This window comes from Spirosoma jeollabukense, from assembly GCF_054777855.1.
Genome location: NZ_BAAHAD010000002.1, coordinates 876,209 through 897,873 on the forward strand (window position 1 = coordinate 876,209; position 21,665 = coordinate 897,873).

General features: G+C 49.0%; 18 protein-coding genes. All 18 read left to right on the plus strand.

The features are described from left to right. The first annotated feature begins 11 nt into the window (after nt 1–11). The 18 genes from vapB (at nt 12) to ACYVEA_RS12095 (ending at nt 21,632) form a co-directional block, all read left to right on the plus strand. A complete protein-coding gene (vapB, locus tag ACYVEA_RS12010; RefSeq protein ID WP_461113664.1) occupies nt 12–221 on the plus strand; it encodes a type II toxin-antitoxin system VapB family antitoxin in 210 nt (69 codons plus the stop codon). Beyond that, nucleotides 221–616, plus strand: a complete 396-nt coding sequence (locus tag ACYVEA_RS12015; protein ID WP_461113665.1) for a type II toxin-antitoxin system VapC family toxin — start codon at nt 221–223, stop codon at nt 614–616. Before vapB ends, ACYVEA_RS12015 begins: the two co-directional genes overlap by 1 nt. A gap of 75 nt (nt 617–691) precedes the next feature. Then, nucleotides 692–1,939 (plus strand): peptidase T, encoded by a 1,248-nt coding sequence (pepT, locus tag ACYVEA_RS12020; protein ID WP_461113666.1) that lies wholly within the window; start codon nt 692–694, stop codon nt 1,937–1,939. Between the two features lie 75 nt (nt 1,940–2,014). Then, on the plus strand, nt 2,015–2,989 hold the full coding sequence (locus ACYVEA_RS12025; RefSeq protein ID WP_461113667.1) for an MBL fold metallo-hydrolase: 975 nt from the start codon (nt 2,015–2,017) through the stop codon (nt 2,987–2,989). A 118-nt stretch (nt 2,990–3,107) separates the two neighbouring features. Beyond that, nucleotides 3,108–3,746, plus strand: a complete 639-nt coding sequence (locus ACYVEA_RS12030) for a ribonuclease H1 domain-containing protein (RefSeq protein ID WP_461113668.1) — start codon at nt 3,108–3,110, stop codon at nt 3,744–3,746. Nucleotides 3,747–3,750: 4 nt separating this feature from the next. After that, on the plus strand, nt 3,751–4,470 hold the full coding sequence (locus tag ACYVEA_RS12035) for a tRNA1(Val) (adenine(37)-N6)-methyltransferase (RefSeq protein WP_461113669.1): 720 nt from the start codon (nt 3,751–3,753) through the stop codon (nt 4,468–4,470). Nucleotides 4,471–4,523: 53 nt separating this feature from the next. Continuing rightward, complete coding sequence (locus ACYVEA_RS12040) at nt 4,524–5,531, plus strand: glycosyltransferase family 2 protein (protein ID WP_461114078.1); 1,008 nt, start codon at nt 4,524–4,526, stop codon at nt 5,529–5,531. Between the two features lie 238 nt (nt 5,532–5,769). Beyond that, nucleotides 5,770–6,372: an inorganic pyrophosphatase gene (locus ACYVEA_RS12045; protein WP_461113670.1), complete on the plus strand. Its 603-nt coding sequence runs from the start codon at nt 5,770–5,772 to the stop codon at nt 6,370–6,372. A 185-nt stretch (nt 6,373–6,557) separates the two neighbouring features. Beyond that, nucleotides 6,558–8,327, plus strand: coding sequence for a signal peptide peptidase SppA (gene sppA, locus ACYVEA_RS12050; RefSeq protein WP_461113671.1), 1,770 nt, complete (start codon nt 6,558–6,560; stop codon nt 8,325–8,327). An 88-nt stretch (nt 8,328–8,415) separates the two neighbouring features. Continuing rightward, on the plus strand, nt 8,416–9,615 hold the full coding sequence (locus tag ACYVEA_RS12055) for a helix-turn-helix transcriptional regulator (protein ID WP_461113672.1): 1,200 nt from the start codon (nt 8,416–8,418) through the stop codon (nt 9,613–9,615). Between the two features lie 99 nt (nt 9,616–9,714). Next, a complete protein-coding gene (locus tag ACYVEA_RS12060) occupies nt 9,715–10,965 on the plus strand; it encodes an acyltransferase family protein (protein WP_461113673.1) in 1,251 nt (416 codons plus the stop codon). A gap of 127 nt (nt 10,966–11,092) precedes the next feature. Further along, entirely contained in the window at nt 11,093–13,060 is a 1,968-nt protein-coding gene (locus tag ACYVEA_RS12065; RefSeq protein ID WP_461113674.1) for a pyrroloquinoline quinone-dependent dehydrogenase, read from the plus strand. A 187-nt stretch (nt 13,061–13,247) separates the two neighbouring features. After that, nucleotides 13,248–14,522, plus strand: coding sequence for an Hsp70 family protein (locus ACYVEA_RS12070; RefSeq protein ID WP_461113675.1), 1,275 nt, complete (start codon nt 13,248–13,250; stop codon nt 14,520–14,522). A 134-nt stretch (nt 14,523–14,656) separates the two neighbouring features. Next, entirely contained in the window at nt 14,657–16,087 is a 1,431-nt protein-coding gene (locus ACYVEA_RS12075) for an ArnT family glycosyltransferase (protein WP_461113676.1), read from the plus strand. A gap of 119 nt (nt 16,088–16,206) precedes the next feature. Then, nucleotides 16,207–16,599 carry a VOC family protein gene (locus ACYVEA_RS12080; protein ID WP_461113677.1) on the plus strand — a complete coding sequence of 131 codons (393 nt, stop codon included), beginning with the start codon at nt 16,207–16,209 and terminating at the stop codon, nt 16,597–16,599. Nucleotides 16,600–16,805: 206 nt separating this feature from the next. Continuing rightward, nucleotides 16,806–17,600, plus strand: coding sequence for a hypothetical protein (locus ACYVEA_RS12085; protein ID WP_461113678.1), 795 nt, complete (start codon nt 16,806–16,808; stop codon nt 17,598–17,600). Nucleotides 17,601–17,602: 2 nt separating this feature from the next. Further along, a complete protein-coding gene (locus tag ACYVEA_RS12090) occupies nt 17,603–20,374 on the plus strand; it encodes a carboxypeptidase-like regulatory domain-containing protein (protein WP_461113679.1) in 2,772 nt (923 codons plus the stop codon). Between the two features lie 127 nt (nt 20,375–20,501). Continuing rightward, nucleotides 20,502–21,632 (plus strand): DUF4249 domain-containing protein, encoded by a 1,131-nt coding sequence (locus tag ACYVEA_RS12095; RefSeq protein WP_461113680.1) that lies wholly within the window; start codon nt 20,502–20,504, stop codon nt 21,630–21,632. The last annotated feature ends 33 nt before the right edge of the window (nt 21,633–21,665 follow it).

Genomic DNA, 21,665 nt, shown 5'->3' on the forward strand with positions numbered 1-21,665 from the left:
TATAAATCAATATGACTGAAAAGCTTATTATATCGCAGTTGTATCAATTGCCTGAGAATCTTAAGGTTGAAGTATTGCATTATATCGAATTTCTCAAAAATCAATACAACGAGAAGTCCACCAATAAAAACCATAAAAGGCGATTCGGTAGTGCAAAAGGAAAATACACCTTGTCTCCTGACTTTAATGCTCCTTTGGAGGACTTTAAAGACTATATGTAATGAAGTACTTGATTGATACTCAAATATTTCTTTGGTTCATTAGCGGTTCCTCTGAATTGAGTGGGACAGCCCAAGAAATATTGGAAAATAGGGAAAATGAAATCTTTATTAGTATTGCCAGCTTGTGGGAAATTTCTATTAAAACTTCTCTTGGCAAACTAGCGATTAACGGTTCATATGAAACAGTGATTGATGATGTAATAGAGAACGAAATAGAAATTCTTCCTATCAATTTCATTCACACTGTGGAGCAGAATAAGCTACCATTTCATCATAAAGATCCATTTGATCGAATTATTATAGCTCAGTCAATAGTAGAAGAAATGAACCTATTGAGTAGTGATAAAATTTTTGATGAGTATCTAGAAAACCGCTCGTTACGCAGGATATTCTGAAAACAGAATGGCCTGACTATGAATTTCTCTTGTATAGAGAACCATTCTCATGAATAGCTACAACCGAGAAAGTTAATGCAAGACTACCAATTCACCGCCGTTGATCGCTTCCTGCGCTACGTCCAGGTTGACACCCAGTCGGATCCGCAATCTCCAACCAATCCGAGCACGGAAAAGCAAAAAGATCTGAGTCGCGTATTGCTCCAGGAATTGCTCGACATGGGTATTGCCGACGTTGAACTTGACCAATGGGGTTATGTTTACGCAACGATTCCGGCTAATACGAACAAAGAAAATGTGCCCACGATCTGCTTTTGCTCGCACGTCGATACGTCGCCCGACGTGACCGGCGCGGGTGTGAAGCCAATTATCCACCAGAACTGGGGCGGGTCGGATATTAGCTTACCGGATGATGCAACACAAATTATTCGTGTCGCCGACCATCCTGATTTGAAACACCAGCTTGGTAATGACATCATTACGGCAAGCGGTACTACGTTGCTGGGCGCCGATAACAAAGCGGGCCTGGCCGAAATCATGGACGCGGCCCATTACCTGCTGACGCACCCGGAAGTGAAGCATGGTCGGATTCGGTTGCTTTTCACGCCGGACGAAGAAGTGGGTCGTGGTACCGAGAAAGTCGATATTCAGAAACTTGGCGCTGATTTCGCCTACACCATTGATGGCGAAGCACTGGGCACGCTCGAAGACGAAACCTTCTCGGCTGATGCAGTCAAAATTACCATTCAGGGGGTGAGCACGCACCCCGGTTTTGCGAAGGGAAAACTCGAAAACGCCCTGAAAATTGCCGCTGATGTACTGGCCGCATTGCCCAAAAATGCGCTTTCTCCCGAAACGACCGAGGAAAAAGAAGGCTTTGTTCACCCAACGCGCATGGAGGGAAATCAGGATAAGGCGGTGCTGGAATTTATCATTCGCGACTTTACCGAAGTGGGTTTACAGGAGAAGGAAACGTACCTGCAAAATCTGCTTAAGGACGTACTGAAAAACTATCCCGGCTCGTCGGCGCAGCTGGTGGTGAAAGAACAATACCGGAACATGAAGGACGTACTGGATCAACACCCGGCTGTCGTCGACAATGCACTCGAAGCCATTCGCCGGGCGGGCTTATCGGCCGAACGACGTAGCATTCGCGGGGGGACGGATGGATCGCGGCTGTCGTTTATGGGACTACCGTGTCCCAATATTTTCGCGGGCGAACATGCATTTCACTCGCGGCTGGAGTGGGTTTCGGTGCAGGACATGCAAAAAGCCGTAGAAGTAATTGTGAACGTAGCGCGCGTGTGGGAGGAGCGGACTTAAACGCGTAAACCGTTCGTGCACAATACCGAACAATCTACCTTGCCTGAGGTTGAGCTGTAAACAAACTCGACTTATATGGAAAGTATTGAAAGCGAAGTCGCAATACCTGCTGGTACCGGTTTCAAATCGCCCTATGACGTAAGAGACGACGTTGCTGGACTAAAAACCCTGTTTGTCAATGTATTTTTTATCGGTGAACCCGGTGAAGGCAATCCCTGGGTACTTGTAGATGCTGGCCTGGCTGGCTATGCGAGCGACATCAAAAAGAAAGCTAAAGAACTATTCGGAGCAGGGACCAAGCCCGAAGCCATTGTCCTGACGCACGGACATGCCGACCACACGGGTTCGCTGAAAACGTTGCTGGAGGAGTGGGATGTGCCTGTTTATGCCCATCGGCTTGAATTGCCCTATTTACAGGGAAAATCCAGCTACCCACCACCCGATCCGGCCATTGGCGGGGGCGGCATGTCCTATATGTCGTGGGTGTTCCCGATCGGTCCAAGTGATTTTGGTGATCGAATCCAGCCCATTGCCGACAATGGGCAAATCCCGGAACTTCCCGGCTGGCGGGCCATCCATACACCGGGCCATGCGCCGGGACACGTATCGTTGTTCCGCGACAAAGATCGGACACTAATCGCGGGCGATGCCTTCGTGACGACCAATCAGAATGCAATTACGGCGGTTGCCACGCAGCGCGAAGAATTTCATGGGCCACCGGCTTACTTCACCTGCGACTGGCAAGCGGCCAAGCAGTCAGTTCTAAAACTCAATAACCTCAATCCCTTAGCGGCCGGAACGGGTCATGGCGTATCGGTACGCGGGCTCGATCTCGAACTGGGCCTGAACAAACTCGCGCACGATTTCGAGGCCCGTTCTATTCCATCTTCCGACGGGCGTTACGTTAAACAACCCGCGGTTACTGATGAAAACGGAATTGTGGATATGCCGCCACCAATTTCCTTTACCGTAGCCCGCACAACCGCCTGGAGTATTTTGGCGGGTCTAACGCTGTATTTAGTTTGGAAAGGGGTAAAAAGTAAGGAGTAACCAATAGTAACAAAAATGCTTTACTAGGCCTAGTAAGGCATTTTTGTTAATGTATACCTACAACTTGGTACGTACAGCCATATAGATTCTGCCTTACTTTTGCGGAAAAGGAATTTTTATGGCGCAGAAAAAGCCCAAATTTTATGTGGTCTGGCAAGGCCGAAAGCCCGGCGTTTATGACAATTGGGACGAAGCGAAAGTGCAAACGGATGGGTTTCCCAAACCATTGTTTAAGTCATTCGATTCTAAAGTAGCTGCGCTCAAAGCCTTCAAAGACAAACCTCACGTTCATATTGGTCAGACGACAAAACCCGCTGGCAAACAGGGGAAATTAGATGGCCTGGTTGGCTTGCCGATTCAGGATAGCCTGGTTGTTGATGCGGCCTGGAATACGGCAACCGGCGACATGGAATACCAGGGCATCTATCTGGCAACGCGGCAAAAGTTGTTCCTCAAAGGTCCTTATGCCGATGGAACCAACAACATCGGCGAGTTTCTGGCCATCGTTCACGCGTTAGCGTTACTTCATCAGAAAGGGAGCAATATTCCTGTCTATTCCGATTCCCGAACGGCCATTGGCTGGGTTAAAAAGAAAAAAGCCAATACTAAACTTGAAGAAACAGCCCGAAACACGGAACTCTTCGAGCTTATCGACCGGGCCGAAACCTGGCTCCAGTCACATAAATATGCCAATCCTGTGCTGAAGTGGGAAACCACCGTCTGGGGCGAAAATCCAGCTGATTTTGGCCGGAAATGATCCCATGTTTCGATTTAAGCAATTCACTATTCACCAGGATCGCACTGCCATGAAGGTTTGCACCGATGCTTGTGTGCTCGGGGCGTATGCCAACGTAGTGGATTCGCCCGTATGTATCCTCGACATTGGCACCGGGACGGGATTGCTGGCCCTTATGGCCGCTCAACGCAATCCGAAGGCACTGATTGATGCGGTTGAAGTGGATGACGCAGCTTTTTCCCAGGTGACTGATAACGTTGTAGCTAGTCCGTTTTTGGAGCGAATACGCGTCATACACAGTCGCATACAGGATTTTCAGCCTACGTCGTTCTTGAGTGAGTCAAAGACCTACGACCAGATTCTAACTAATCCACCGTTTTACACCAATCACCTGCGCTCACCCGACGCGGCCGTTAATCGGGCACTACATACGGATGACTTACCCTTTCCGGAGTTAATTGAATCGGTAATTCGACTGTTGAAACCGGAAGGGGAGTGGTGGGTGTTGTTGCCACCTTACGAAGCGCAAAAACTGGCAGATTTGGCGGAAAGGTCAGGCTTACGACCGTTTCGTCGACTTTCACTACGTCATAATGCCCGAAAGCCGATATTCAGAATTATAATTGGCTTTTCGTTTGGTGCTGATACGGCTGTGGACGAAACGCTGAACATTCATGAAGAGGATGGACGTACCTATACCGCCGAATTCCAGACGCTGCTCCGCGATTTTTACTTAATTTTCTGAAAACTCTGCGACCTTTGCGATAATCGAAGCGCCCTTTGCGTTTAGAAAAGTACATGACCGAATTGCTTCAACTGACCGTTTTAATTCCGCTTTACAACGAAGATGAGTCGCTGCCGGAGTTGCACGACTGGATCGTGCGGGTTGTAACGGAACACCAGTATACCTACGAAATTCTGTTCGTTGACGACGGCAGCACCGATGAGTCATGGGCGGTTGTCGAACGATTAGCGAGTATCAATCCAAACGTACGTGGAATCCGATTCAATCGGAATTACGGCAAAACAATGGCGTTGCAAAGTGGCTTTCAGGCCGCGCGCGGGCAGGTGTTGATTACGATGGATGCCGATTTGCAGGATAGTCCCGACGAGATTCCTGAATTGTATCGAATGATCGTTGAAGACAAGTACGACCTGGTGTCGGGCTGGAAACAAAAACGCTACGACCCCATTACGAAAACCTTACCGACAAAACTGTTCAATTCGGTTTCGCGCTGGATTTCGGGTGTACAGCTTCACGATTTCAACTGTGGGCTAAAAGCGTACCGGCAGAAAGTTGTTAAAACCATTGCGCCCGCGCTTTACGGCGATATGCACCGAAATCTGCCGATTGTGGCTAACTGGAACGGGTTTGGTCGGATTGGAGAAAAAGTGGTTCAACACCGCGCCCGTAAGTATGGCACTACCAAATTTGGTCTCGAACGCTTCGTAAATGGATTTTTGGACGTACTGGTTATTGCGTTCGTTCATCGGTTTAGTAAGCGACCTATGCACTTTTTTGGAACGTTCGGTACGTTGTCATTCTTTGTCGGAACGGTGCTGGCGGTGTGGCTGATCGTCGAAAAACTGATCAATATTTCGCAGGGTGTCAAGTTTCGCAATGCAACCGATAACCCGCTGTTTTACTTCGGGTTAGTTGCAATTATACTCGGCGTTCAGTTGTTCCTGGCGGGTTTTCTGGGTGAAATGCTGGTGCGGCAATCGCTGGGGAAATCGGCTGATCTACAGATTGCCGAACGCGTTGGTTTTGCGACTAATCTGGCCGACTCCGGCAAAGTCAACTGAGTAAAAACAGTCAGATTTCATTTTCCCTTCGTATTTTTACGATTGTTCCGGGCGTTCCGTCCGCTTTTTGCTGGCCTACAGGGCTATTGAGGCAACAAGCGGACGGAATGTCTCTTTTTATTACCTGGTAAACCTTGATTATTCCACTTTTTTCTTTAAATCGTGCGAGCTCTTTGTTGAGTTTCCACAATCAGTTTTACGTACCAACAAATCACTTTATTTTTTTAGAATAACTTCAATGAAGAGTAATTTTAAAGCCCATCCCTGGCATGGCATTCCAATTGGCGAATTAGCTCCAAAACAAGTTACCTGTTTTATCGAAATCGTGCCAACCGACACGGTAAAGTATGAAATCGATAAAGCTACGGGCTATCTCAAAATCGATCGCCCTCAGCAGTATTCCAACGTATTGCCTGCGCTGTATGGGTTCGTGCCGCAAACCTACTGTGGGGAGCAGATTGCCCGCTTGGCTACCGAAAAATCGGGGCGGATGGTTGAACATGGTGATGGGGACCCACTCGATATTTGTGTATTAACCGAGCGTGAGATTACGCACGGCGATTTAATCCTGCAAGCTATTCCCATCGGGGGCTTCCGGCTGATTGATAAAGGAGAGGCCGACGATAAAATCATTGCCGTCCTGAAAGGCGACGCTATGTACGGCCAATATACTGAACTGGGGCAACTGCCCGAAGCAGTAGTAAAGCGCCTTCGCCACTACTTCCTGACCTACAAAAACCTGCCTGAAGAACCCGCCGTTATGGAACTGGCCAACATCTACGGCCAGGCCGAAGCCTGGGAAGTTATTCAAACCTCCATCAACGATTACAAGCTGATGTAGGTTGCAGAGGGCACAGGAGTAAGGGCAGAGGGTATATTAACAGATAACCTTTTGCCCCGCGCCCGCTGCCCATTGCGTTTCCAACCATTCGTCCGCTAAATTCATACACTTAACATTTTTATAGCCTGGGAATTTACTTCCGGGCTATATTTGTAATAGGCCTGTTAAACAAGGGCTTCTTTTTCATGCTACAGTTTCTTAAGTATGTACTGGCCACAGTTGTTGGCTTATTGGTGTTTTCATTCGTTGGCATTTTGCTGTTGGTTGGGGTGGGGGCTGCTTTGTCGTCGTCGGATGATAAGAAGGCGGATGTGAAAGAAAATTCGGTACTGAAACTAAATCTTGACATACCCATCGAGGAACGTAGTAACGAAAATCCGTTCAACGGTTTTGGGCCTATTAGCGGACCGAGCGATGCCATTGGTTTAATTGAATTGAAGCAGGCGCTCAAGAATGCTAAGGAAGACAGTAACATCAAGGGCATCTACCTGCAAAGCGAAAGTCCAAGCGGTGGGTGGGCGTCTCTCGAAGAAGTCCGCAACGCGCTGATCGACTTCAAACAATCGAAGAAATTCGTGTATGCCTACGCCGAGGGCATGACCGAAAAAGGCTATTATCTGGCGTCGGTAGCCGATAAAATTTACCTGAATCCCGCTGGCGATCTGGAATGGAACGGCCTGAATGCCGAACTGTCGTTCTTTAAGGGAACGCTCGAAAAACTGGGCGTAAAACCCGAAATCTTCAAAGTTGGTGATTTCAAAAGCGCCGTCGAGCCGTTTGTTCGCGACAACATGAGCGATCCTAACCGCCTGCAGGTTACGTCTTTTCTGAATTCGATCAATAATCACATGCTGGTGCGGGTGGCGCAGAGCCGGAACCTCCGGGTCGATTCGCTTAAGTATTATGCCGATAAACTGGTGATTCAGAAGCCCGAAGATGCATTACGTACAAAGCTGGTAACGAATATTGGCTATCAGGACGAACTGGAGAGCGTCATTCGCAAGCAGCTGAACATTGAAGAGAAAAAGAAAATCAACTATGTGCTGTTGAGCAAATACGCTGATCGGGATAAAGACGAGGAAAACGTGGGGGGTGGCTCAGATCGAATTGCCGTGATTATCGCGTCGGGCGATATCGTTTCGGGTAAAAGCAGTGACAGCAACATCGGCTCGGAATCAATCGTAGAGGAACTGCGCAAAGCCCGCTTAGATGATAAAGTGAAGGCTATTGTGCTACGTGTGAACTCGGGCGGTGGGAGTGCATTGGCCTCAGACATCATGTTCCGCGAGGTGGAACTGGCCAAAAAGGCCAAGCCCGTTATCGGTTCCATGTCTGATTATGCAGCGTCGGGTGGGTATTACATGCTCATGGGATGCAACAAGATCGTAGCCGAACCCAATACCATTACCGGTTCCATTGGTGTGTTTGCGTTGCTGTTCAATACCGAAACGTTCTTTAAAGATAAGCTCGGTGTTACATATGATCGCGTCAAAACGAACGAGAATGCAGACTTCCCAACTGGCACCCACGAGATGACCCCGTTTCAAAAGCAGGTAATGCAGAAGTCGACGGAACGTATCTACGCTGAGTTTACGAGTAAGGCCGCAGCCGGGCGCAACTTGCCGGTCGACAGCCTTCGGGCCATTGCGGGTGGCCGCGTCTGGACGGGAACCCAGGGCAAAGCCATTGGCCTGGTTGACCAACTGGGTGGCCTGGACGACGCCATTAAACTGGCCGCTCAATCGGCTAAACTCAAAGACGGTGACTACAAATTGAAATATCAGCCCCGTAAGAAACCATTCGTGGAGCAACTGATGAATTCATTTGGGGGCGATGAGGAGGCCAAAATTCAGGCGCAGCTTGGCGAACTGGCTCCGTATGTAAAGTATTTGAAGAAACTCAAAACGCTGGAAGGCATTCAGATGCGGTTGCCATTCGAGATGGAAATTCGATAGTTAAGTTTGGTTTACCAGTAGTTGGACCCGTACGATTCTTAAACCGTATGGGTCTTTTTTTTATCTTTCGCTACGTAATGCCGATCTGATGCAGACACTCCCCATCCAATTTGACATGTTCGCGTTTATCATCCTGCTGGGGGTAGCGCAGGGCCTGTTTTTAGGCGTTTTTTTTCTTACGGGCAATCGCGGTCGTAACGTAGCGAACCGCTGCATGGGCTATCTCATGCTGGCCTTGTCGGCGGTTATTGGGGAGATGTTTCTCTGCTACACCAACTACATGTTTCGGGTCCTGACCTTTGTTGACTTTTCGGAGCCGCTCAATTTTGTGATGGCTCCGTTGTTTTTCTTCTTTGTTTTTGCCCGAATTCGGGGACGATTGCCGCGGTGGTGGGGCTTACATTTTGTGCCAGCCGGTCTTTGGGCGATCAATTCAATTTCCTGGCTTTATCAGCCCACCGCGCTCAAATACAACAACTACCTCCACGCCTATCACCCCGAACTGCCGTTTGCGCACGAACCGCATAGCTACTTACCCGAAGATTTGTTTGGCATCCGGGACTACATTGATGTAATGACCATCATCAGTTGCCTGGTTTATAATGTGCTGGCTTTGGTACTTATTTATCGCACCTATCGACAATCGGGCCGGTCGTTCTGGCAGAATTCACCCGCCCGGTTGGCGCAGCTACGTAACCAAAGCTTACTGTTTCTGGTGCTGCCTCCGTTGATTGCGCTTGTTAAGCCTCAGTTTTATGAAGATCTGGGCGATTATCTGCTTGCCTGTTACCTGACGGTGATCATTTATGTCACGAGCATCCGTGTCATGGCTGACTCCAGCTTTTTTGTCGATGAGCCCGTTCCACAATCCACCTTGCCGGAAACAGAGGCTGAGCCGAGAAAGAAGTACGAAAAATCGTCTTTGTCGGAAGAAGTCGAAGAGGCCATCCTCCAAAAACTCACGCGGCTGATGGTGGAACAGAAACCCTATCTGCAAAGCGACTTATCGCTATCGAAATTAGCCGGGCAACTCAACACCTCTCCGCACCATCTGTCGCAACTGCTGAATGATCGGCTCGACCAGAGCTTTTTCGATATGCTGGCTACGTATCGCGTTCGGGAGGCTCAGCTGTTGTTAAATAATCCGGCTACGGCTCACCTCAAGATCGACGAAATTGCCGAGCGGGTTGGCTATAATTCGACATCTGCTTTTCATACCGCATTTAAGCGGCTGACCAACCAGACACCGGCGCAGTTTCGGGCAAAGGGCTTAGGACAGGGGGCGTAAAGCTTCTTCCCGGTCGGGATGAACTTCATGATTGTCGGGAAATAGGCCATTTGGAGCATTGAGGGTGCAATTTTGGGCATCAAATCAAACCACAAGCTCATGCAGCCCACAATGCCTCCTATAGCCCCTGACTTTGTCTCCCGGACTACGCGCACCGTGCCCTTAACCCCAGGCCCCGCGCCCCAGGCCCTTACCGCACGACGCTACGACCTCGACTGGCTCCGTATCATCGCTATTCTGACGCTATTGTTTCATCATACCGGCATGATCTATGTGTCGTGGTACTGGCACATCAAAAGTGCCGAACACAGTCGGCCAATGGAGGAGGTTATGCGCTGGCTACATTGCTGGCGTATGCCGCTCATGTTTTTTATCTCAGGCGCCGGTACGTTTTTCGCACTACGCAAACGCTCGTTCGGCGGTTATGCGGGCGAGCGCTTTCGGCGACTGCTGATACCGTTGGTGTTTGGCATGTTCGTGGTTGTTCCCCCGCAGATTTATATGGAATGGATATTTCGGCATCGGTTTACCGGAAGTTATGCCGAATTCTATCCTGAAGTATTCAACTTTCAACCGTACCAGGAAGGTGGTACAGGTGGCGCGTTTAGCTGGCATCACCTGTGGTTCATTTCCTATTTGTTTCTGTACTCGCTACTAAGTATTCCCTTATTTCGCTGGTTGAAAAGCGAATCGGGACAACGCTTTACCGACCGCCTTGGCCGACTCATTGCCAAGCCGGGCGGGGCGCTGTGGCTGGTTGGTCTTCTGCTTCTCAACGATGTAGCGCTAGGCGGCTTTTTCCCAAATGAGACGCACGCGCTGGTGAATGACTGGGCGTATTTCGTGAAAAATCTCCTGCTGTTGTGGATGGGTTATATGTTGGTGAGTCGGCGTGATTTCTGGCAGACAATTGCCGACCAGCGACGCTATTTTCTGGTCGCTACGTTGGTCTGCACCAGTATTCTGTATGGAGCACGGGTATTTGTCAGCTATGAGACCGTTGAACATTCGCAATTACTGACAACCCTCTTTAGCTTCAACCGACTCGGGCTGACCTGGTTTTCGGTGCTGACAACGGTTGCCTACGGTTACCGACACCTGAATAAAAATCCATTAGTGAATGGGCGACCAGTCTTGCCTTATCTGACTGAAGCGGTCTATCCCTTTTATATTTTGCACCAGACAGCCATCGTGCTGATTGGTTACTACGTACTAACCCGAATGCAGCTGGGTATTTACGACGGATTTCTGGTCATAAGCCTTTCGTCCTTAATCGGTTGTGCTGTTATCTACATTTTTTTGATCCGGCCCTTTAAACTGACTCGGGTGCTATTTGGCCTGAAAGCGTAAGTAATTGTCTGGAAATACCCCCAACCCCCTGAAGGGGCCAAAACCTCTGGTTAGAAAGCCCCCTTCAGGGGGTTGGGGGTATTTCCAGATAAAAGACCTGCTCATTACTCATTCACTTTTATACAAAATGAAACCTTATCTCATAGGCCGACTGGCCGGAATTACGTTCCTGCTTCTTAATCAATCTTTTCCCGGTATTGGCCAGACCACAAGCAGTAAGCAACCTGCCAGTTCTGTGGAGTGGCCCAATTACGGAAATGATGCGGGCGGCATGCGATTTTCGCCCCTGAAACAAATCAATACGGCCAATGTCAAGCAGTTAACCGTCGCCTGGACATTCCGGACCGGCGAATTAGAGCGGTACAAAGGCACGTATGCAGAAGAAAAAGCAGCTTTTGAAGCTACGCCAATCATGGTCGATGGGACGCTTTTTTTCAGTACACCGACCTCGCGCGTTTTTGCGATCGATGCCGCTACGGGCCAGAAGAAATGGGACTATGATCCGGATGTTTATCTGCGTCAGGATTTGTCAGAGCTTACGTCCAGAGGTGTTTCGTTCTGGCCTACTCCTCAGGCAAAAACGCCAGCCAACAACGTAGCAAAACGGATTTTTGTAGCCACCATTGACGGGCGGCTCATTGCGTTGGAGGCTGCCACCGGAAAACCCGTCACTACGTTCGGAAAGGCCGGTAGTGTCGATTTGCGGCAGGGTGTCGGTAACATCAGTGTTACGTCGCCACCGGCGGTTATTGGCAACACCATCGTGGTTGGTTCGTCGATGGGGGATAACCAGCGATTCAACTATGAGCGGGGCGTGGTACGTGCTTACGACGCATTGACGGGTGCCCTGCGCTGGAGCTGGGACCCGATTCCCCGCACAAAAGGCGATGCCGGTTTTGATACCTGGAAAGGGCCGAACGTTAGCCAGACAGGCGCTGCCAATGCCTGGTCGTTGATTTCGGCCGATGCCGAACGTGATCTGGTTTTTATACCCACCACCAGCCCAAGTCCCGATTACTACGGGGGCGAACGATTGGGGAAGAACGCAGGTGCTAACTCGATCGTAGCGATTCGAGCCTCAACGGGGAAAGTTGTCTGGCAGTTTCAGACCGTCCATCACGACATCTGGGATTACGATAATGCTTCCCAACCGGTGTTGATGCCCTTTACGCAAAACGGAAAAACGGTTCCTGCCGTAGCGGTCGGCACCAAAACGGGCTACCTATTCATCCTGAATCGGGAAACGGGCGTTCCGCTGTTGCCGGTCGAAGAGCGGCCCATGCCTGCCTCCACCGTTCCGGGTGAAGAAGCGTTTCCCACACAACCTGTTCCCTCGACGTTACCCGCGCTGGGTTTACAAAAGGCGGAGGCCTGGGGGCCAACACCGGCTGACAAAGCCGTGGCTCAGCAACGTATCGACGGCCTTGACTACAAGGGAATTTTTACCCCCCCCTCGCTACCGGGAAGTCTCATGACGCCGGGAAATGTTGGGGGTGTTCACTGGGGCGGCATGTGTTACGATCCCGAATCAGGTTTGCTCATTACCAATGTCAATCGGATGGCGGCCATTATTCGCCTGGTGCCGCGTGAGAAGCTAGCCGAAACGGTGAAGAATGACCAGGCGCTCCTTCGGGCTGAAACTGGCATGCAGTCAGGAACGCCGTATGTGGTGAAGCGGGATTATATGTTCACAAAAAGCGAAAAAGGAATCATGATGCAAACGCCCCCGCCCTGGGGTACACTGGCGGCCGTAAACCTGCAGAAAGGCAAGCTGGAATGGGAAGTGCCGCTGGGGTATATGATGGATCCCGAAAAATACCCGCAGGCCAGGCAATGGGGTTCCCTGAATTTTGGGGGGGCTATCGTCACGGCGGGCGGACTGGTGTTTGTGGCCGCGAGTCTGGACGGACATTTCCGGGCGTTCAAAACGCAGGATGGCAGCTTGCAGTGGGAGGTTCCGCTGCCCGCCAGTGGGCAAGCTACACCCATGACGTATCAGGTAAATGGGCAGCAATACGTAGTGATTGCGGCTGGTGGTCACGGCAAATTAGGCACCAAACTGGGCGACTACGTTGTGGCGTATCGCTTGCCTTAATTAGCCGCCGATCAGATTTTATGGCTGGATTTAGGGGCAGCCGATCAAGGCGTTTAGTGCCAGAATCAGGTTTTAAACGTAGATTTGCGCCCTTTTATCCATCAAAAGTCGTGAATACCCGCTTCTTTGTGACCATAAGCAGTTGATCCTGAGAAGTTCTGCACGATGACATCTGAGACAAACCGGAATGACAACAATTTCTTGCGGCATAGATTTTGGTACATCAAATTCAAGCATAGCCATTGATAAAGACGGGGAAATCAGCCTTGTTCCTGTTGAAAACGCCCAGGTAACCATTCCCAGCGCCATTTTCTTCCAGCGTAGCGACAATAAGGCTTTCTATGGCCGCATGGCCGTTAATTTATTCTTCGATCGGCAGGACGGTCGTTTCATGCGGAGTTTGAAGCGGGTGCTGGGTACGTCCCTCATGAAACAGGGGACGCTCGTGAATGGCGCTTCGATGAATTTTACGTCCATCATCACGTCCTTTCTAAAGCAACTAAAAAATAAAGCGGATGCCGTTGCAGGTCAGGAACTGGAGCACGTAGTGATGGGCCGACCCGTCCATTTTGTGGATAATGATCCGGCGGCCGATGCCAGGGCGCAGGACGAACTGCGAGCAATTGCGCAGCGGATTGGCTTTAAACACATCGAATTTCAGTTTGAACCCATTGCCGCGGCCTTTGCGCACGAAGCCCAGCTAAGCGGGGAGAGATTGGCGATTGTTGCCGATCTGGGCGGTGGTACGTCCGACTTCACCGTAATCAGGTTATCGAATAAGTACATTCATAAAGCAGATCGGACCTCGGATATTCTGGCGAATACGGGTATTCGGGTTGGGGGCAATGATTTTGATAAAGAGTTGAGCCTGGCGGCCATCATGCCCGAACTGGGCTATCGGAGCACATACGGTGAAAAATTCCTGGAAGTCCCCTTAAAACCATTTCATGACCTGGCCGAATGGAGTAAAGTCAACTTCCTGTACACGCCCAAAATTATCCAGCAGGTTCGGCAGTTGCTCCATCAATCGCACGACAAAAAGCGGTACCGACGGCTTTTGAATGTGCTTGAACATGAAACCGGCCACACGCTTTTAGCGGCTGCCGAGGGCGCGAAAATTGCCCTTTCTGACCAGTACGAGTATAAAACCATATTCGATTTTATCGAGGCCGACTTCTCTATAGCCATACAACGTAGTGTTTTCGAAGAGGCCATACGGGAGGACGTCGATAAAATTGCCGCGTCGGCCAGACAATGCCTGATGGAGGCTGGCGTCCGAAACGAAGACATTGACCTGGTTATTCTCACCGGCGGCACCACTGAAGTCTACTCCGTGCAAGCCGAATTTAAGCGACTCTTCCCCAACGCAGCCATTGCCGACGAGAATAAGCTTTCCAGCGTTGGGCTGGGGCTGGCCTACGACAGCCAGAACAAATTTGGTAAAAAACGTGAACGTTGTTAGTTGGCTACCTTGCCAGAAAACAGGCTGGCGTTTTTATTCTGATCGCTGCAACCAGGACATATCGCCGTATAGGTATTTGTAAACTAGTGACTTAAAATACTTGTCATTAGTTTTGGTGAGATTTTACGCTCACTATGAAGTTTATAGTTTTCCCATTACGTACGTACCAAACGGCCATTCTCTTACTTCTGGCAGGTCTATTCATTACTTTTTTCCATCGAGCCGAGTACTATGATGAAGCCTGGTTTGCCGAACAATCCTATTGGCTTATACAAGACGGGCAGGTACGATCTGAATTGTTCCGTGGGTACAATGGGTGGGAGAACGGGATTTATGTGTTTCATAAACTATTTGTGTATGCAGGCGCATTCGTAATGGCTATTACGGGCGTAACCGTATTCACCAGCAAACTCGTAGCTATCCTCTTTGGCTTACTTGGCGGGTATCTGGTATGGCTACACGGTAGGTCCACCGTCCGCGAGCAACAATGGTTATCTATCTTCCTGTATTTTGGCTGTGGGACCCTCATTCGGTACATATCCGTTAACAGGCCCGAAACCATGTGTATGGCCCTGGGTTTTGCCTCCTATCTGGCACTTGACCCGCCCGGTCGTTCGTCTCGACCCAGACCAATACTGGCAGGTCTATTGGCTGGCCTGTCAGCCTTAACGCATCTTAATGGTATAATTTATTTGCTAGCCGGAGCGATCTGGCTTTTTGTCAAACTGGGCTGGCGTTTAGCCTTTTTGTTTTCGATAGCGGGGGCTTTAACACTAAGTTTATACGGACTGGATGCCCTGCTTGATGGTACTATATCGGTACTGATAAAGCAGTTTCTTAATGATCCGGCTACTCAACAAAACCTACACCTGTCCGACAAACTTTCTGTCCTGATGGATTACCATCAAATTTTTTTCTATGGCCAGAATGAGATTGCGCTAACGGCCCTGGTGATCCTGTGCGGCATTGCCTTCAGGAAGCACATCCATTGGGCAGAACCTGTTTTCCTGTATACACTACTTTTGATTACTTCTTTCTGGCTACTGACTAAAAGTATCACTGATATTTATTTTCTACTATTCGTGCCCTGGTTGGCTATTCTGAGCGCTGGATGGTTGGTAAGCTACCTTCCGCTTCAGCCAGCATGGCAAAAACGAACTAGTCAGGTTCTGCTTATTATATATGGACTTATTTCATGTATACAGTTCGGTTTCGTGATAACGGAGAATAAAAATACTGCCGATACTGACGTGCATAACGCACTATTGGCCAGCTATATGCCGCATAAACAAACGAAGGTGATTGCGCCAATAGAATTCTTCTTTGGCCAGATGGATAAATATAAAATCCTGGGATTGACCTATTATTATTTCCTCGAAAAAGAAAAAGGAACTATACCTCTGGATACTTTTTTTCAACAGGCGGCTCAGGATAACGTAGCGTATATCATTAGTGATCACCGCTTGAATGCCAGTTATGATATACCCGTCAATGCGCCTGCGCAAATAGGTGTGTATCGACGTGTCTTTCAGGACAGTCTGAATACGATATATGCCCATCAATAAAGTGAAGACCCGTTTAACGTTAATCTCTAGTCAAAAACGGGCTCATGAGCGGAGTGAGGATAGTAAATAAACTATACCTTGTATCTTCATGTGTGCAGGTAATACTAGAATAGACTACTATGAACAAAGTAACGGGCTTGGGTGGCATATTTTTTAAATGCAACGACCCAAAAAGCATGAACGAGTGGTATGCCAGAAACCTGGGGTTGACTACCGGCGAATATGGGACCACGTTTGAGTGGCGGCAGGCTGATGATCCGTCAAGAAAAGGATCGACCGCCTGGTGTGCGTTCCCGAATGAGACAGACTATTTCAATCCGTCGGCAAAGCCTTTTATGATCAATTACCGGGTCGAAAATATAGCTGCGCTGGTTGATGAACTGAAACGGGAGAATGTGACTATTGTTGATGAAATAGCCGAGTATGACTATGGTAAATTCGTGCATGTGCTCGACCTGGAAGGCAATATTATTGAGCTTTGGGAGCCGAATGATGAATTGGAGCGGGAATAAAGTGGCCGAATAGCAGTTTTGTTCCTGATGGAGCGATGATGAGTTTGAAACACGTCAGGTTTCGAACTCATCGCTATTTGCTTAGTGCTAATCAAAATTGACTCCAGTAATATAGTGGCTAGTTGGCCTGCGTCTGGAAAGAAGGGAAATGCAAAGTAAGTATTGGGCAATCCAGTCTTTAGTTGTATGTTGCTCCCTTACATACGTTGAACGCTAATCTCGCCATTTTCTCTGGGCTAAAAGCTACGTTGACTGATCAGCGTGGTCGTAAACATATGCAGGCTACGTTCGCTATACTCCTTGTTCTCTCGCTAGGTAACTATGCGGTTGGGCAGACGGCAAGAGTCGACAGTTCATTTGTCGGAATGGCTAAAAACCAGGCGATTGATCTGTATGAACGATCCTTAAAACTGCAGTCCCATGTATACGAAGGTAATCAATACATCAATCATGATCCCCGCATACAAGTTCATCCGTACTACCTAACTGATACGATACAAGCGGGAAGCGTCAATTATAGGGGTGTGTTGTATCGAAACGTGAACATGCTGTATGACATCAATCGGGATGAACTGGCCATTCAGCCGCCGGATGGGGGCTACCGACTTACCTTGCATACGGATAAAATTGCCGCCTTTTCGTTGGGAAAGCACCAGTTTACCCGCCTTGTGGAGGATAGTGTGGCTGGTATCCGTACGGGCTTTTATGAAATCATCTATAACGGAACCGTAAAAGCGCTGGCCAAACGACTTAAAACCGTTTATGAAGATATTTCGAGTGGCGCTTACAAAGCCGATTACCTACAGAAAGACAGCTTTGTCATTCAGAAAGACGGTGCGTTTTTCGAAGTAAAAACCAAGAAATCTGTGCTGGATCTATTTCCTGATCAGGCAAAAGTCTTGAAGAAGTTTGTACGTGCGAACCGGCTGAAATTTAAAGATGATTCCCGCGAGCAGACAATTATCCGAATTACGCAACGGTATGATGAATTAACACATTGATTATGGCTCAACTTTACCGTATTGCGCTGTTGTTCCTGGGGGTAGTTTGTTGCCTGACGAATGGATTCGGGCAGGTACCCGCCGAAAAATCAATCAGTGGTGATTTTACGAATCAACGTTTTGACCAGTTCGTTCGAACTATAGAGGGCCAAACGAACTATCATTTTTTCTACAATCCAGCCGATGTCGACAGCCTGGTTGTTGACCTACGCATTGATAAACAACCACTCAGGACGGTTCTCCGGCAGCTTTTCGAGGGAACTAAATTCTCGTTCTCCATTGATAATCAGCAGCGTGTATACGTCACCGTCAATCGGCCGATACGTACCGAATTGCCCATTGGGTTCTTTCTGCGCGGATCATCTGATTCAGAAACGGATTCGACCAGCGCAGCCTATCTGACAGAAAGCCAGAAAAAGCGCGTAGAGCCCGAAACGAAGCTCTACGAAATCGGTAAACGAACCACTCCAATCCGGCCAGGGCGGTCTACCGTTAATGGGTACGTTCGGAACGTAGCGTCGGGCGAGCCGATTGTGGGCGCGGCTGTCTACATTGAAAATCCCCGCCTGGGCACTGTTACCGACCAGTTTGGGTCGTATGCCATTACGTTACCCCGCGGTCGTCATGACCTGAAATTGCGGAGCATCGGCCTGAAAGATGCCCGACGACGGATTGTAATTTACGGCGATGGGAAGTTCGACATCGAGATGGAAGACGATGTCATTGCGCTGAAAGAGGTAGTGATCGAAGCCGAAAAAGATGCCAATATCGCGGGCATTCAGATGGGGCAGGAGCGAGTCGATATCAAGAGCATCAAGCAAGTGCCAACGGCACTGGGTGAGGCCGATCTGCTACGTGTCATTCAGACGTTGCCCGGTGTAAAAACCGTTGGCGAAAGTTCAACGGGTCTCAACGTTCGCGGGGGCGCCACCGACCAGAATCTGATCCTCTACAACGATGCACCGATCTATAATTCATCGCACCTGTTCGGATTCTTCTCTGCTTTTAACCCCGACATGATTAAAAGCGCCGAACTTTATAAAAGTGCCATTCCGGCCCGTTTCGGTGGCCGGTTGTCGTCGGTGCTGGACGTGCAAACGCGTGATGGAAACAAAAAGAAGTTGATCGGCTCGGGTGGTATTGGTCTGTTAACCGGGCGATTAACGCTGGAGGGCCCGTTGATTAAGGATAAAACTTCCTTCATTATTGGCGTCCGGACAACCTATTCAGATTGGCTGCTGAAGCAATTGCAGAACGCTTCGTTTCAGAAAAGTCAGGCTCAATTCTATGATCTGAATCTGCACGTGACGCACGATTTTAACGAGAAGAACACGATCTATCTGACCGGCTACATGAGTCGCGATCGCTTCCGGCTCAACAGCGATACGTCCTACCGGTATCAGAATCAGGTCGCTACGTTGAAGTGGAAACACGTTTTCACAAACAAGCTGTACAGCGTTTATACGGCAAGTTACAGCGGCTATAAATACAGCGTTTCGAGCGAGAAAAACCCACTCACGGCTTATCAACTGGATTTCGCCATCAATCAGTCGCAGCTCAAAGCCGATTTTAATTTTTACCCGACCAATCAGCACGCCGTTGATTTTGGTATCAGTGCCACGCATTACAACCTTTCGCCGGGTGATTTTCAGCCCAAAGGCAACGAATCGCTGATTGTTGCCGACGTAGTGGCCAACGAAAAAGGGCTGGAAAGTGCGGTCTATATTGGCGATCGGTTCGACATAAACCCCAAGCTGTCGATCAGTGGCGGACTTCGGTACTCGCTCTATACGTATTTAGGGCCGCACTCGGTATATCAATACGTACCGGGTTTTCCTAAAGCGGTTGGCACCATTACCGATACGCTTACTTACCGGAATAATCAACCGATCAAGACGTATCACGGACCCGAGTACCGATTCTCTTTGCGGTATTCGCTGTCGTCATCAGCTTCGGTGAAAGCGAGTTTCAACCGGACCCGGCAGTACATTCAGATGCTGTCGAACACCACCGTTATTTCGCCCACCGACATCTGGAAACTGAGCGATCCGAACATCGCTCCGCAACTTGGTGATCAGTACGCGGTTGGCCTGTATAAAAACAACCGGACCAACACCGTCGAAATGTCGGTTGAAGCGTATTACAAAACCATGCAGAACATGCTCGATTACCGGAGCGGTGCTACGTTGATTTTAAATCACCACATCGAAACCGACGTCGTGAGCGCCCAGGGAAAGGCGTATGGAATTGAGTTTCTGGTGAAAAAGATGACGGGCAAACTGAACGGCTGGCTGAGCTACACCTATGCCCGGACGTTGTTGCGAACGAACGGACAGATCGGTTCCGACGTCATCAATAAAGGCGAGTATTACCCCAGCAGTTACGACAAGCCGCACGACGTAACGATGATCGGAAATTATAAAATTAACCGACGATTCAGCCTGTCATTAAATTTTACGTACAGCACCGGGCGGCCCATTACGTTGCCCGTGGCTAAATACACGGTCGATAATTCATTACGCTTACTGTATTCCGAGCGGAACCAGTACCGGATTCCCGACTATTACCGCGCCGATTTTGCGATGAACATTGAAGGGAATCATAAAGTCAGAAAGCTGGCGCATAGCTCCTGGACGCTGGCCGTGTATAACCTGACGGGCCGGCACAATGCATATTCGGTTTATTTCAAATCAGAGAATGGCGTTATTAATGGGTATCAATTGTCCATTTTTGGCCAGCCCATCCCGTCAATTACGTACAATTTCAGATTTTAAGAATAATGATTTTTAACACAGAGTAAACGGAGCAAACATGGAGATTCACAGAGGTTTCTCTAATTCTTTTTCTCTGTGAATCTCTGTATTTCTCCATTGGCTCTGTGTTAAAAGACCTTTTTGGCGTATGAAAAATAAGATTTATAAACAGGCTCTTGGCTGGTTGATGATCGCCCTTGTTGGGGGGTGCGTCGATCCGTATCGGCCACCCGAAATTGCCTCGCCGGATAGCTACCTTGTGGTCAATGGTTTTTTTGATAGTGCACCCGGAAACACAACGACCATTCAATTGTCCCGGACGCAGAATCTGACGGACCCCAAAGCGCCAACGGCCGAGACAAGGGCGAAAGTGACCATCGAAAGTGCGCACAATGCCAGTTACGCCCTTACGGAAGCCACTGGTGGACTGTATACGCTGTCGGGCGTGACGCCCCTGTCCAGCGAAACGTATCGGTTGCACATTAAGACGGCTAAAGGTTTGGACTATTACTCTGACTACGTACCGGTTGTCACCACGCCACCCATCGACAGTGTCGGCTGGTATGTCGATAATGAAGGGGTACATGTACATGTGAATACGCATGATCCGAACAATAACACGCATTATTACCGCTGGGAATTCGACGAAACCTGGGAGTACACGTCTGCCTTCTATTCCTCGTATGTATATGACCCTAAAACCAGAAATATCCTCAACCGAACGGAGGATATTTACCATTGCTGGGGAAGTGCAACGTCGAAAAATATCATTCTCTCGTCAACGGCCCGGCTCAGTAAAGACATTGTCAATAAGTTTCCCTTGACGACCGTAACGGGGTCGTCGTTGAAATTGCAGAGTAAGTACAGTATCCTGGTCCGGCAATACGCATTAAGTCAGGCTGGGTACGATTATTATGACCAGTTGGCCAAACTAACGCAGAGTATCGGGTCGATTTTTGATCCGCAGCCAACGCAGATTACCGGAAATTTTCACTCGTCAACCAACCCCGGCGATCTTGTCCTGGGGTTCTTTCGCGTGGGAACCGTAACCAGTAAGCGAATTTTTATTAAGCGGGCTCAGCTACCACAATTGGCCGTAACCACGGGCTATGAGGCTTGTTATACTCAAGTCGATACGTTGAGTCTGGCAGAAATACGGGATAAGCAGCCCGGAATAATCACGCTTTTTGAACCAGGTACATACCTGACCAATCCCATTGACTGTCTCGATTGCCGGATGCGCGGGGGCGTTACGACAAAACCAGCTTTTTGGGAGTGACCAGTAGAGTAGACCGTATCCAGAGATACAATT